Origin of the sequence: Sulfurospirillum diekertiae, assembly GCF_011769985.2 — a bacterium.
In the GTDB taxonomy this organism is placed as follows: Bacteria; Campylobacterota; Campylobacteria; order Campylobacterales; family Sulfurospirillaceae; genus Sulfurospirillum; species Sulfurospirillum diekertiae.
Genome location: NZ_CP039734.2, coordinates 36,979 through 50,455, shown reverse-complemented (window position 1 = coordinate 50,455; position 13,477 = coordinate 36,979). Strand labels below are relative to the sequence as shown.

Sequence of the window (13,477 nt, the reverse complement as noted above, 5' to 3'; positions counted from 1 at the left end):
CTTTTTAGATATTATTGTATTAGGAACGTCAATGGAGCGCAAAAAAATCTACAACCCCAACTCAGATGAAAGTCTTCAAGATCGTAAAATTTTTGGGGGAAACCCACACGGAATTTTAAATTTCACCAAAGCAAAATACTCATGGGCACTTAAACTTTGGGATATGATGGAAGCCAATACATGGTTTCCTAGAGAAGTCGATACCACAAAAGATGTCATTGACTATAACCGTAACTTAACAGATGCCGAAAAACGTATGTATGATCTCGTTTGGTCTCAACTCATTAGCATGGATAGCTTTCAAACTAACAACTTAGCCGACAACATAAACCCCTACATCACAGCACCTGAGATAAATGCATGTCTTTCTCGCCAATCGTATGAAGAGGCAAACCACTCTAAATCCTATGCCGTTATGGCAGAAGCCATTTGCGACAACACGGACCTTATTTATGAGATGGAAAAACACGATGAAGTATTACGTCGCAAAAATGACTACATTTCAAGTGTTTACGAAGAGTTAGCGGGCGATGTAACGGATGAAAAACTCATTCTTGCAATGTTTGCCAATCAAATCCTAGAGGGCATCTACTTTTATTCTGGCTTTACGGCTATTTATGCACTAGCACGTGCTGGAAGAATGCTAGGAAGTGCACAGATGATTCGCTTTATTCAACGTGATGAAATTACCCATCTTCTTATCTTCCAAAATATGATTAATTCAGCTCAAAAAGAATATCCAGAACTTTTTACTACTGAGCTTAAAGCCAAAGTCTATGAGATGTTCCAAAAAGCAGGTGATCTTGAAATTGAGTGGGGCAAATACATCACCAAAAATCAAATTATGGGCTTTACGGATGACATCATCGAAACCTACATTCACTATCTGATTGACGATCGTTTAACGGCAGTAGGCTTTGAAAAACTCTACAATGCCAAACACCCTATTAAATGGGTAGATGACTTCTCGAAATTTAATGACCAAAAAACAAATTTCTTTGAAGGCAATGTTTCTAATTACAGCAAAGGAAGTCTCTCATTTGATGATTTCTAATCCAATGCTCTGTGCGTTACAATTTGCCTATGAAGGTCAAAGCTTTGAAGAGAATTTTGAGACCCTTCAAGCGCTCTTGGAACAAACACCTCAAAATAGTATCTCATTAGCACCAGAGCTCTGTTTAAGTGCCTACAGCTACGATAAAATGGAAGAAGCGGCAGAATTTACTACTACGATACTTCCAAAACTCGCTAAACTCTCTGTAGGTAAAACATATGGGCTTACATTGATTGAAAAAATTGATACAAAGTATGTCAATAACTTCAAACTTTTTCATCATGGGAAACTTATTTATACACAGTCAAAAGCAAAACTTTTTACCTTAGGCGAAGAAGAACACTATTTTAGCGCAGGGAATATCGAAGAAATCAACTTCGTTGAGATTAATGGAATAAAAATTGCTGTACTTATCTGCTTTGAACTTCGCTTTCCAAGTCTTTGGGAAAAGATCAAAGGGGCAGATCTTATTTTAATACCTGCCTACTGGGGCAAACTTCGTAAAAAGCATTTTGAAGTGTTAACGACAGCGTTGGCAATTGCCAATCAAGCGTATGTGCTTTGTGCTAACAGTGCCGATGAAAGCATGGCTAAAAGCAGTGCTATCATCTCTCCATTGGGTGATGTCACCAGTGATGATAACCATAACCTAATAATGCATACCTTTGATTTTCATGAAATCAAAAAAATACGACGATATCTTGACATAGGATTAACCCATAATGCCGCAAACGGCTCAATTTAACACCAAAATTAGTTTTCAAAAACATAAAAAAATGGCAGACGAAATTGCTAAAATTTGTCCTATAAGTCAGAACGTTTATGATGCTTTTTGCCAAAGCGAACGTGAACTTTTTGTCCCACAAGGCATGAGTATGCACGCTTACAAACTCGATGCACTACCCCTTGTTGCAAACCAGTGGATTAGCTCGCCTTTAACCGTAGCAAAAATGACAGAAGCTCTTACATGTAAAGGTGCTGATAGTGTTTTGGAAATTGGCTGCGGCAGTGGTTACCAAGCGCTTATTTTAAGTAAAGTTATACGCCGTGTCTTTACCATTGAACGCATTGAAAGATTGCTTAAAGAGGCACGTGAACGCTTTAAAACATTAGGTATTACTAACATACACACACGCTTTGACGATGGACAAAATGGCTGGAGAGAATTTGCTCCCTATGATCGTATCCTTTTTTCAGCTTCCACACCTGAAGTGCCACAAAAGCTTTTTGAGCAGCTAAAAGTAGGTGGGATTTTGGTAGCTCCTATTGAAAAAGGAGAGAAGCAAATTATTACCCGATTTATAAAAACGGAAGAGGGCATTCGCAAAGAGGCATTAGATAACTGCCTCTTTGTCCCTGTAAAAGATGGTCGTGAATTTTAATACTTCTTTACAATCTGTTTGATTAAAAGCTGAGGTGTTACGAGCCCACGATAATCATTGCGGGAAACCGTAAACAAAATATCGATACGATCACCTTGCTTAGCTTTAATATCATAGTTAAAAAAGAGCGCTTCAAGGGCATTGCTCCCCTCTTGTAAAATAAGCTTTAAATGCTGTCCATCTTTACCAATCAAACGATCAACTTTGACGGCAATATTACGTAATAAAAAGCTTGGCTTAGGATTTTTTTGACCATAAGGCTCTTGGTTCTCTAAAATTTCTAATAACTCAAAATCAATCTGATCCGCACTAATTTCTCCTAAGAGATCATTATCAGCTTCCATTGCCTCTTGTGTAAACTGACTGGATGCTTCCACCAAATTGATTCTAAATTGTTCTAAATGTTTAATTTCAATCGAAACACCTGCTGCACCCTTATGCCCTCCGAACCCAAGTAAAAGAGGCTCTTGTGAACGAATAAGCTCTAAGATATCTACATTGCCAATACCTCTCGCACTTCCTTTGGCCTTTTCATCTTTGATAGAAAAGACAATAGCAGGCTTTTTAAAGCGTTTAGAAAGCCTAGAGGCGACAATCCCTACGATACCCTCATGCCACTCTTCACCCCATGCAACAATGATATTTTCATTCTCTTTGACATAAGGCAATGTTGATTCAAATAAGAGACGCTCTTCCTCTTTACGGGCTTCATTTAGGGAAACAATATAATCAAGTTTTTGTAAAGCATCGTCTACATTTTTAGACTTTAAAAATTCATAGGAAAAAATGGCATCTTCCATCCGACCTGAACTATTAATCAAAGGACCGATCAAAAATGAAATATCATCCCCTTCTAAAGTTTTTTTACCAAAATACTGTTTAATGGCCTCAAACGCAGCACGTTTTGAGTGATTAAGTTCTACAATACCTTTTTTAACCATGACACGGTTCATCCCTACAAGCTCCATCATATCCGCCATAATAGCAATACAAAGGAGATCTAAGAAGCTAGAAAGGTTATAGTCCACACCCAGTTCTTCTTTGAGCGCAGCAACTAAATACCACGCTACTTGTGCACCACAAATTTCACAATGAGGAAAAGCGCAATCTTCTTGTTTGGGATTGACAATAGCATACGCATCAGGCAAAATAGAAGGAATACTATGATGATCGGTGATGATAAGGTCAATACCCTGATGTTTACAAATCTGAGCTGCTTCAATCGCAGAAATACCATTATCAACGGTGATAATCACATGGACATCAAGTTTTGCAACGATATCTGGATTTAAGCCATACCCATCGGTAAAACGGTTGGGAATAATCAAGGAGTAATCAACCCCTAGATCATCAAAAAATTGGCTTAAAATAACGGAAGAAATGACACCATCCACATCATAATCACCCACAATGGCAATACGTTCATGGTTACGCATCGCATCAGCAATACGTTTAGATGCCTTAGCAATATCTTTTAAAGAGGAGGGCTTAGGAATCTCATTTAAACGGGTACACTCGTCGTTCTCAAATCTGCTTTGAAGAATCCGTTTTATCTCCTCTTTACTCAGCAACCTAGCCATTTTGGCGTTGTAACAAAGCCGCTTTTGCAAAACCTAAAATGGTTTTATTTGGGTTTGTTAAACGTGAGGTAAACTCAGGATGAAATTGAACTCCTAAAAACCATGGGTGACCTTGAAGCTCTACCGCTTCAATTAAACCATTGCTCTCACCACTGACGATAAGCCCCTCTTTTTCAAAGGCTTCACGATACGCTGGGTTTGCTTCATATCGGTGACGATGACGCTCACGAATCACTTTAGCGCCATCATAAACTGACCTGAGCAGTGAACCCTCTTTGGTTTCACATTCATAGCCACCCAAACGCATTGTACCACCTAAAGGACTTTGGAACGTACGAAGCTGTTTTTGGCCACTCGCATCCATAAAAGAGTCAATCAAATAGATAATCGGATTTTTACATGTAGGATTAAATTCAGCCGAATTAGCATCTTCAAGATGAAGCACATTACGTGCAAATTCAATCATTGCCAGTTGCATTCCAAGACAAATCCCAAGATAAGGGATTTTATGTTCTCTTGCAAAGCGGATTGCCGCCATTTTACCCACAACGCCACGCTCACCAAAACCACCTGCAACCAAAATACCATCAACATCGGAAAGAATCTCTTCACACCCTTTCTCTTCAATCATTTCAGAATCAACCCAACGAATTTTTACTTTCGCATTTAGGTTCGCTCCAGCATGAATTAACGATTCAGTCAGTGATTTGTACGACTCTTTAAGGTCAAGATATTTGCCAACAAAAGCGATCATTAACTCATCACGAGGAGCAATGACACGTTTAACCAAAATATCCCATTCATCCATATGCGGTGTCAAATCTCCAAGATCTAATGTCTCGGAGATAGGAACTAAAATATTTTCTTTGAGAAAACTAAGCGGTACTTGATAAATAGTCGTGGCATCTAAACACTCAATCACGGAATTACGCTCAACACCACATGAGAAAGCAAGCTTGTTTTTCAACTCTTTAGGAAGAGGGTATTCAGAACGACAAATTAACATATCGGGTGTGATACCAATACGGCGAAGTTCTTGAACGGAATGCTGTGTTGGTTTCGTTTTAAGCTCACCTGCCGCTTTGATGAAAGGAACGAGTGTGAGATGAATGTTCATTGCACGACGTTTACCAAGCTCACTTTTCAATGAACGAATTGCCTCCAAGAAGGGTAATCCTTCTATATCTCCAACCGTTCCACCAATTTCAACAATGAGAATATCTTGTCCACGCCCCGCTTCTTTGATACGGTTAGCAATTTCGTCAACAATGTGAGGAATCACTTGAATCGTTTTACCAAGGTAATCCCCACGACGCTCTTTTTCGATAACTGCAGAGTAAACGCGTCCTGTTGTAAAATTGTTCGCTTGGGTAAGATTTTCATCCAAAAAACGCTCATAATGCCCAAGATCAAGATCGGTTTCAGCGCCATCATCGGTGACAAAAACCTCTCCATGCTCTAACGGGCTCATGGTACCTGGATCAACGTTGATATAAGGATCTGCTTTTAGGATGCTGACTTTAAAGCCAACGTTTTTTAAAAGTGTAGAGATACTCGCCGCTGCTATGCCTTTACCAAGAGAGCTTAAAACACCTCCGGTAATAAAAATATACTTCGTTTCGTGATTGGACATACTCTTCCGCCTCATTATTATTTAATGGCGAGATTATAGCTAACATAAGCTAATAAAGGGTTTATCCTTAAGGTAATAATGTAAATATCAAAAGAAGAGATAAGCCCCTTATTGAGGGGTTAAGAGGCTTACATGTAAAAATTATAAAGTGTTATTTTGCTTTATCGTGGAAGTAATTGGTTGCTTCAACAAAACCCTCAATAGAGCCACAGTCAAAACGTCTTCCGGTAAATTTATACGCGATAACTTTGCCTTGACGCGCGAGTTCTAAAAGCGCATCGGTGATCTGAATTTCACCGCCTTTACCCGGTTTTGTATTTTCAATCACTTCAAAAATCTCAGGTGTTAAAATATAACGACCAATAATGGCTAAATTGGTTGGAGCATCTTTTGGATCTGGTTTTTCAACCATGTTTGAGACACGAAGAACTGACTCATTACCATCAACAATTTTGCCATCAATAACACCATATTTGTTTGTATCTTCTTTAGGCACTTCTTCAATAGCAACAACACAACAACGGTATTTTTCATACACTTCAACCATCTGTTTAAGAACAGGATCATCATCGTTATTGTCACATAAATCATCCGCCAAAATAACGGCAAAAGGCTCATCGCCAATCAATGTTTTACCCGTTAGAATTGCGTGACCCAAACCTTTCATCTCTACTTGTCTCGTATAACTGAAGGTGCAATTATCAATTAAATTTCTAATTTCAGTAAGGTAACTCTCTTTTGATGTGCCTTTAATTTGGTGTTCCAATTCATAACTGACATCAAAATGATCTTCAATAGCTCTTTTGCCACGACCTGTTACAATCGCCATCGTATCAATACCAGCACTGACTGCTTCTTCAACACCATATTGAATCAATGGTTTAGTAAGAACAGGTAACATCTCTTTTGGCATCGCTTTGGTTGCCGGTAAGAATCTTGTACCATAACCCGCTGCAGGGAAAAGACACTTTTTTACAGATTTTAAACTATTAATTTTGCTATATTTTGAGATACTTGACACTGTATCGCTCCTGAGGTTTTAAATGTGCAATTTTATCTTAATTTTGCTCTTTTTCCTATGAGGTGTCACTATAGACCTATTACAATAATCTTTCATGAGCTTTATTTTTTCATATTATTATCATTAAAATGTATATTTCATAGCGCCGCGTTAACCCATGTTTTCACCGTATGTCACCCAAAAGAATTATTTAGAGTATAAACAAAGATCTGCCATAAACTTATATTTAACTTAATTTATATTTTTAGTATTATTAATTTAATTAAAAATAAAGTGTAGAAACGTTACCAATTTTTTATAAAAAGAAAATATTTTTATTTGATTTATTTTTATTTAAGTATTGTTAATATATAATTCCGAAAACAAAAAAGGAGCTACCAAGATGAAAAAATTAAGTATTGTAAAAGTTGGATTGGCTATGACTCTTCTAAATGCTGTTTTATTTGCTGCAGGCTTTGTCTATTTAGCCCAAACACAATCACTATAATATACTGAAAGTTAATTCTTATAAAAGAAGTCGATTGAAAAATTGTACCAATTGACTTCTTTTATCTGATACCTGAAGATACTCTATAATGTATCTTCTCCCATTATTTCACGCATTTTACGTTCCATTCGCTTTTCAAATGCTTCACTTGAAGGTGAACTTTCAGATGAAAATTTTGCTTTACCGTATAAGACACATCCACGATCTCCAGGATCACACTCTTTTTTGATGATATCACAGATTCCTTCCACATCATGAGGGCATGTCCAACCACCTTGATTCATAAAAAATCCTTACATATAATGTTTTGCCAAGACACTCACGCCACCCACAATAAATTGCACCGCAATCGCTCCTACGATGAGTCCCATTAAACGACTGACAATTTTTTGCCCAGTTATCCCTAAATAATGGCGAATATAGATACTATTTTTAAAAGCAAGATACACACTTAAAGCTACAATTAAATAAGCAATAATGAGTGCTGCAAGAGAAATAATACCTTCACTATGCCCACGTAGAATGATGATCGTTGCAAAAATACCAGGACCGAAAGTAATAGGAATACCTAAAGGAATTACTGAAAATTCATCGTTTTTGATTGCTTCTTCACGTTCTTCTTCGGTTTGATTTTTGGACTCTATCGAGCCTTGAACCATTTTAATGGCGGTAAGCAACAAAATAATTCCACCCATTACTTTAAGTGAATCAATTTCAATACCAAAAAGATTGAGCAAAAAATTACCCGTAAGTAAAACCACAAAAAAAGCCACGATGATAGTCATTGTCGCTTTCCAAGCAATCTTATTAATATGCTCTTTGGTTGTACTCTGAGGTAGGAGTGAAAGCATAATAGCACTCACTCCTAAAGGATCAACAATTGCCATCATTGTAATGGTATGTTGTAATAAAAGATTTAAAAATTCACTCATTAAGCATCAGTCTTTAAAATAGCACCACTACTTGCATTGGTAACAAGTTGGCGGTATTGCTTCAACCAACTTCCTTGAATGGCTTTTACTTTGGGTTTAAATGACGCTTTACGATGTGCCAGTTCTGCTTCATCAATCAGTGCTTCAATCGTATAGGCATCGACATCGATCTGTATAGTATCACCATCTTTCAGAAGACCGATAAGACCGCCCTCAGCTGCCTCTGGGCTTACATGACCAATGCTGAGCCCTCTGGTAGCTCCTGAAAAACGTCCATCGGTAATCAGTGCAACATCAGCGCCAAGCCCCATACCCATGATTAAGCTCGTAGGGGAGAGCATCTCTTGCATACCAGGACCGCCACGAGGTCCTTCATAGCGAATAACGACAACATCACCCTTTGTAACTTTTCCACCCACGATGCCTGCTAATGCTTCTTGTTGAGAGTCAAAACAGACGGCTTTACCGATAAATTGGCGAGCACCAATAATGCCCGCTGTTTTAATAACGCAACCTTCTAGTGCTAAATTACCAAACAAAATTGCAAGCCCTCCCACTTTCGAGTAAGGATTTTCAAGGGTATGAATGATGGCAGTATCTTTAATTTCTGCATTAGCAATGCGCTCACCAACAGTTTCACCCGTCACCGTTAAATTATCTAAATATAAAATGCCATTATCGCGTCGACTAACCTCTTTCATTACTGCATTCATGCCACCTGCACGGTTGATATCTTCCATATGAACGGTTGAGAGAGACGGAGAGATTTTAGCGATGTGAGAAACATTTTTGCTGATCTCATTAATATCTTTAATCGCAAAATTAACGCCAGCTTCTTTAGCAATAGCCAACATGTGCAAAACTGTATTGGAACTTCCACCCATTGCCATATCAATGGCAAACGCATTACGTACAGCTTTTTCATTCAAGATATTTCTAAGTTTAAAACGATCATCAACGGCAATTTCACAAATTCGCTTTGCAGCTGCACGTAAAAGAACTTCCCGTTCGGGGGTCAACGCTGGAATGGTTCCATTCCCAGGAAGAGCAATACCCATTGCTTCCATCAATGTATTCATACTATTGGCTGTAAACATACCAGAACAACTACCACCACTTGGACAAGCATTGCACTCAATATCCGTCAGTTCCGATTCGGTAATATCCCCTTTTTCAAACTTACCAACAGCTTCAAAGGCAGAGTTCAAATCAAGAGGTGCTCCCTCTTTCGTATAACCTTTTTTCATCGGTCCACCACTCACAAACACCGTTGGAACATTAACACGAAGTGCGCCCATAATCATTCCCGGAACGATTTTGTCACAGTTAGGAATACAAATCATCGCATCTAACATGTGCGCATTCATCATTGTCTCAATCGAATTGGCGATCAGCTCACGGCTTGGAAGTGAGTAGAGCATACCATCATGTCCCATTGCTATACCGTCATCTACGCCAATCGTATTAAATTCAAACGGTACACAACCATTCTTACGAATCTCATCTTTAATGATAACACCATACTCATGCAAAAAGAAGTGACCTGGAATAATATCAATATAAGAGTTTGCTACTCCAATAAATGGTTTATTAAAATCTTCGTCCTTTAAACCTGTCGCTCGAAATAAACTTCGATGTGGCGCTCTGTTATACCCTTTTTTGACTTGATCACTTCGCATCAATATTCCTTAAAAAATTTTTTAAATTATAGCAAAACCGCTCTAAAAAAGCTTACATGTAAATAATTTTACGCAAATGACTTTACATTACGAAAAAAAACTGCTATACTCTCAACTCTTTTTTAGATGCGGGAATAGCTCAGTGGTAGAGCACGACCTTGCCAAGGTCGGGGTCGCGAGTTCGAACCTCGTTTCCCGCTCCATTTAGTTTAATCTTAAAAAGAAACGCGTTGCCCGGATGGCGAAACTGGTAGACGCAAGGGACTTAAAATCCCTCGCCCGTTTGGGTGTGCCGGTTCAAATCCGGCTCCGGGCACCACCTCTATATAGAGAAATACGGTGGCGATATAGCCAAGCGGTAAGGCATGGGCCTGCAAAGCCTTGATCCCCGGTTCAAATCCGGGTGTCGCCTCCACCTTGATATTATATATCATCTACAAACTTTCTGTCGGGAGATGGCAGAGCGGCTTAATGCGGCGGTCTTGAAAACCGTTGAGGGTAATACCTCCGGGGGTTCAAATCCCTCTCTCCCGGCCACTTCTTTAAAAATTCCTAAATTATGAGATTCTCAAAGCCTAATTTTTTCTACTGTGACCAGATTATGTCCAACGGTTCAATTTGGATCGAAGAAAAAAGTTGTTTTCTTCCTGTTTTTATCATCTATACTATTAAAATATTCTTTGTAAATTATGATTTTTTGAGTTGTTCTAGTTGCTGATCAAAAAACTCTTCGAGTATTTTTTTATCTTTTGCATCTAAATGTGCTTTTGGATGCATGAGCTCATAGCTTCCCTTTGGCATTAAACCATTAGAAATCAGCTGTTTTGCGCGTTTGATTCTTGTTATTCTTGTATCAGCATTTGTATCTGCCCATGTGGAAAAATTGAGTGCTCTTCGTCCATTGTTAATATGTGCGGCCATTACCCAAGAGACAGGGGCGACGTTATGGTACCATGGGTACTGAACCTCATTGGAATGACAATCAAAACATGCATTTTTGAGAACGACCATGACCTTTTCATCCGCTTGAAGTGCAATCTTTTCATCCACTTTTGGGTTGTTAAAATTTGGTCTCATAAATTGAATAACCATCAATATTCCTACCACCCCAAAGAGTATCTTTTTCATCAAATAATACCTTTATATTAATATGACACTATTTTAACACATTAGTTTAAACAAAAGCCTGACTCCCTAAACGTTTACTACTTCCACTTTGATGGATTTAAATGCTGCCGTTAAAATCAGTTCATCACATCTGTCGCCAAAAAGAGTGTTGATACGTGAATTGGCATGATGAAAGGTACAAAAAAGTGTTTTGGGTTGGATTTTGTCTGTCAATTTAACCACCAATGGTGCACTTTGCCCGTACGGTGTTTTTAAAATCACTTTTTCACTGCTAAAATCAGCCGCATCGTTTTCATTGACCCATAAAATGGTTTCATCGTAACGTTTGTTAAGTTTTTCACAACGACTGGTTTGAGAAGCATTATTGTATTGGGCAAGTGTTCTTCCTGTAGTCAGATGGTATCCTGAAAGTCGCTTTTCACTCAGTTCTTGAACCATTCCTCTGAGTTCGTATTGGTGGTAATGAAATCTGCCATACCCATCTTCTGTTCGAAAGTCCAGTTGATGCAATACGGGGGTATCCTCGGTATGCACAGGCCATTGGAGTCCACGAACACGGTGACGTTCAAGTCGGTTGTAGCTTGCCCCTGAAAAACGTCTGTACGCCACTTCGCGCACTTCATCCCAAATCTGTTTAGAATCTTCATACCTGTAACTTCCACCTAGCTTATTGTCGATCATCTGAATCACTTCCCAATCATCGGGCAAGTCTGATTTGACAAGAGGTTGCGAAAGATGCAGACGACGCATCGCATTGACATAAACACCTGTTTTTTCATACGCTGATTTTACTCCTACGACAATGTCTGCACGCTTGGCGATTTCTGTCATAAACAGCTCTTGGACGAAAATAAAATCCAGAGTATCGAGTGCGGCATTAATTTTATTGCTATTAGGATGTACATGCGTTAGGTCTTCACCCATGTTGATCACCGCTTTAATGCGTCCTTCAAACATTGCTTCCACCAGTTGTGGTGTCATCAATCCGATCTCTTTAGGCTCTTGATAATCGGGGTCGTAGTAAGGAAGCATACCCATATCGCACGCCCCTTGGACATTGTTTTGTCCGCGAAGCGGCATCAAGCCTGCGCCCACTTTTCCAATGTTGCCTGTCATTAATGAAAGATGGGTGATTGCCATGACCGCATACGAGCCATCAATGTGCTCGGTAATGCCAAGTCCCCAGAAAATCATCGACTTTTTTAGAGCATATTCACGTGCCACTTTGGGGATCAATTTACTCAGATGTTCATAACCTACGATATTTTCAAAATACTTTGGATTGGCAAAAGGATCATTCAGTATCTTCTCTTTAAATGCTTCAAATCCAAGCGCACGATCTTTCAAAAAATCCTCGTTATAGAGCTCTTCAGAGATAATCACATACGCCATCATATTTAAAACAAGCAGATTAGCTTCATGGGGAATAATGCCTTTGTATTTCGCAAAGCGGTGCAAAGTGATTTCACGCACATCAAATACCGCAAGGTTATCGTGTTTACTTGCCATATCGACGATACGATTGGAGATAATCGGATGCGCTTCAGTAGTATTGGAGCCAATAACAATCATAAACTCTGTTTGATAAATATCGTTGTACGGATTGGTCGCTGCACCTTCACCGATGGTCGTGCGCATCCCTTTGAGGCTTGGAGAGTGGCAAATACGCGCACAGTTATCGACATGGGGAGAGTTCAGTGTATGGCGAGTAAATTTTTGAAGCAGGTAAGAGCTTTCACATGACGTCCTTGCCCCTCCGATGGAACAGACACTTTTTTGACCGTATTTTTTTTGAATCTCGTGAAGTTTCATTGCTGCTGCAGTCGTTGCTGCATCCAGTGTGGTTTCAACCCATTCTTCATCCAACTCTTTTACATGTAAAGCGATTGCTTCGTAAATGGCAGGGTTTTTCGCTAGAAAACTTTTACGAATACGTGGAATTCGAAGACGATCGGGAGCATTCACAAACTCAAAACCGTATTTGCCTTTGATGCACAATTTTCCCTCAGACACCACACCATCGGGATGAGCAAAAATGCTTTGAATCGTATTGTCTTTAACATTGGCGGCGATATCACATCCCACTCCACAATAGGTACAAACGCTGTCTATGACTTCCATCTGCTCCATGTTTTATTCACCTTTGGTATAGAAAAAGTCTCCGTGAACGGATTCATTTTTGATTTTTTTAATGGCACTTGCTTTGAGCGCATCGTAACGTACCGTGTCTATTTTTTGCTCGCTCATCAAAGTTTCTTTGTCTTTGCCTAGGACTTCTGCATTTAAGACTTCACACTCTTTTTTGGTCAATCGTTTTTTTAATAGCAGTGCGAGTTCCTCATCGCTTTTCGTAAGTGTACGCGTCTCGCCCATGACCATCACAATGATTTTTCGAGCCTCTAATTCTTGTAATTTCATCATACCCTCTTTTAATAATTGCGCGTATTATAGCCTAACGAAACTTTTGCTATACTCCATTTAGGAGAGTTCTTTGTAGAACTCTACACACGTTTTCAAAGCAAAGCTTCGAAAACTACGTTAACACTTGGTTTTGTTCGGCACAAAGCCCTCGCACTTTTTG

At 39.1% G+C, this 13,477-nt stretch carries 12 protein-coding genes and 4 tRNA genes; 7 read left to right on the top strand and 9 right to left on the bottom strand.

Going from position 1 to position 13,477, the window contains the following annotated elements; all coding sequences use genetic code 11:
• The first annotated feature begins 31 nt into the window (after positions 1–31).
• The 3 genes from FA584_RS00305 to FA584_RS00295 are packed head-to-tail and all read left to right on the top strand — an operon-like array spanning position 32 to position 2,436.
• Positions 32–1,054: a ribonucleotide-diphosphate reductase subunit beta gene (locus FA584_RS00305; protein ID WP_087437388.1), complete on the top strand. Its 1,023-nt coding sequence runs from the start codon at positions 32–34 to the stop codon at positions 1,052–1,054.
• On the top strand, positions 1,044–1,799 hold the full coding sequence (locus FA584_RS00300; protein WP_228448183.1) for a nitrilase-related carbon-nitrogen hydrolase: 756 nt from the start codon (positions 1,044–1,046) through the stop codon (positions 1,797–1,799). Before FA584_RS00305 ends, FA584_RS00300 begins: the two co-directional genes overlap by 11 nt.
• The gene (locus FA584_RS00295) at positions 1,777–2,436 is read left to right on the top strand and encodes a protein-L-isoaspartate(D-aspartate) O-methyltransferase (protein ID WP_096045472.1); all 660 of its coding nucleotides are present in this window, start codon (positions 1,777–1,779) and stop codon (positions 2,434–2,436) included. The genes FA584_RS00300 and FA584_RS00295 overlap by 23 nt, the downstream gene beginning before the upstream one ends.
• Here FA584_RS00295 and recJ read toward each other — a convergent pair.
• The 6 genes from recJ to ilvD form a co-directional block, all read right to left on the bottom strand.
• Positions 2,433–4,016 (bottom strand): single-stranded-DNA-specific exonuclease RecJ, encoded by a 1,584-nt coding sequence (gene recJ, locus FA584_RS00290; protein ID WP_191342062.1) that lies wholly within the window; start codon positions 4,014–4,016, stop codon positions 2,433–2,435. The two genes, FA584_RS00295 and recJ, sit on opposite strands and share 4 nt — an antisense overlap.
• Positions 4,009–5,649 (bottom strand): CTP synthase, encoded by a 1,641-nt coding sequence (gene pyrG, locus FA584_RS00285; RefSeq protein ID WP_096045470.1) that lies wholly within the window; start codon positions 5,647–5,649, stop codon positions 4,009–4,011. The genes recJ and pyrG overlap by 8 nt, the downstream gene beginning before the upstream one ends.
• Before the next feature lie 151 nt (positions 5,650–5,800).
• Positions 5,801–6,670, bottom strand: coding sequence for a UTP--glucose-1-phosphate uridylyltransferase GalU (gene galU / locus FA584_RS00280; RefSeq protein WP_191342061.1), 870 nt, complete (start codon positions 6,668–6,670; stop codon positions 5,801–5,803).
• Between the two features lie 570 nt (positions 6,671–7,240).
• Positions 7,241–7,441, bottom strand: coding sequence for a hypothetical protein (locus FA584_RS00275; protein WP_096045469.1), 201 nt, complete (start codon positions 7,439–7,441; stop codon positions 7,241–7,243).
• A gap of 9 nt (positions 7,442–7,450) precedes the next feature.
• Positions 7,451–8,089, bottom strand: a complete 639-nt coding sequence (locus FA584_RS00270) for a MarC family protein (protein WP_096045468.1) — start codon at positions 8,087–8,089, stop codon at positions 7,451–7,453.
• Positions 8,089–9,768: a dihydroxy-acid dehydratase gene (gene ilvD, locus FA584_RS00265; RefSeq protein ID WP_167749912.1), complete on the bottom strand. Its 1,680-nt coding sequence runs from the start codon at positions 9,766–9,768 to the stop codon at positions 8,089–8,091. Before ilvD ends, FA584_RS00270 begins: the two co-directional genes overlap by 1 nt.
• Before the next feature lie 128 nt (positions 9,769–9,896).
• On the opposite strand from ilvD, the gene FA584_RS00260 reads away from it, so the two are divergent.
• The 4 genes from FA584_RS00260 to FA584_RS00245 all read left to right on the top strand — a co-directional run bounded on the left by FA584_RS00260 (position 9,897) and on the right by FA584_RS00245 (position 10,305).
• Positions 9,897–9,971, top strand: a tRNA-Gly gene (locus FA584_RS00260).
• 29 nt (positions 9,972–10,000) lie between these two features.
• Positions 10,001–10,087, top strand: a tRNA-Leu gene (locus FA584_RS00255).
• A 22-nt stretch (positions 10,088–10,109) separates the two neighbouring features.
• Positions 10,110–10,183, top strand: a tRNA-Cys gene (locus FA584_RS00250).
• A gap of 34 nt (positions 10,184–10,217) precedes the next feature.
• Positions 10,218–10,305, top strand: a tRNA-Ser gene (locus FA584_RS00245).
• 150 nt (positions 10,306–10,455) lie between these two features.
• Here the strand turns inward: FA584_RS00245 and FA584_RS00240 are convergent.
• The 3 genes from FA584_RS00240 to FA584_RS00230 all read right to left on the bottom strand — a co-directional run bounded on the left by FA584_RS00240 (position 10,456) and on the right by FA584_RS00230 (position 13,314).
• A complete protein-coding gene (locus FA584_RS00240; protein WP_167749911.1) occupies positions 10,456–10,896 on the bottom strand; it encodes a heme-binding domain-containing protein in 441 nt (146 codons plus the stop codon).
• Positions 10,897–10,962: 66 nt separating this feature from the next.
• On the bottom strand, positions 10,963–13,026 hold the full coding sequence (locus FA584_RS00235) for a molybdopterin oxidoreductase family protein (RefSeq protein ID WP_167749910.1): 2,064 nt from the start codon (positions 13,024–13,026) through the stop codon (positions 10,963–10,965).
• A gap of 3 nt (positions 13,027–13,029) precedes the next feature.
• On the bottom strand, positions 13,030–13,314 hold the full coding sequence (locus tag FA584_RS00230) for a hypothetical protein (RefSeq protein ID WP_096045438.1): 285 nt from the start codon (positions 13,312–13,314) through the stop codon (positions 13,030–13,032).
• Positions 13,315–13,477 lie beyond the last annotated feature (163 nt).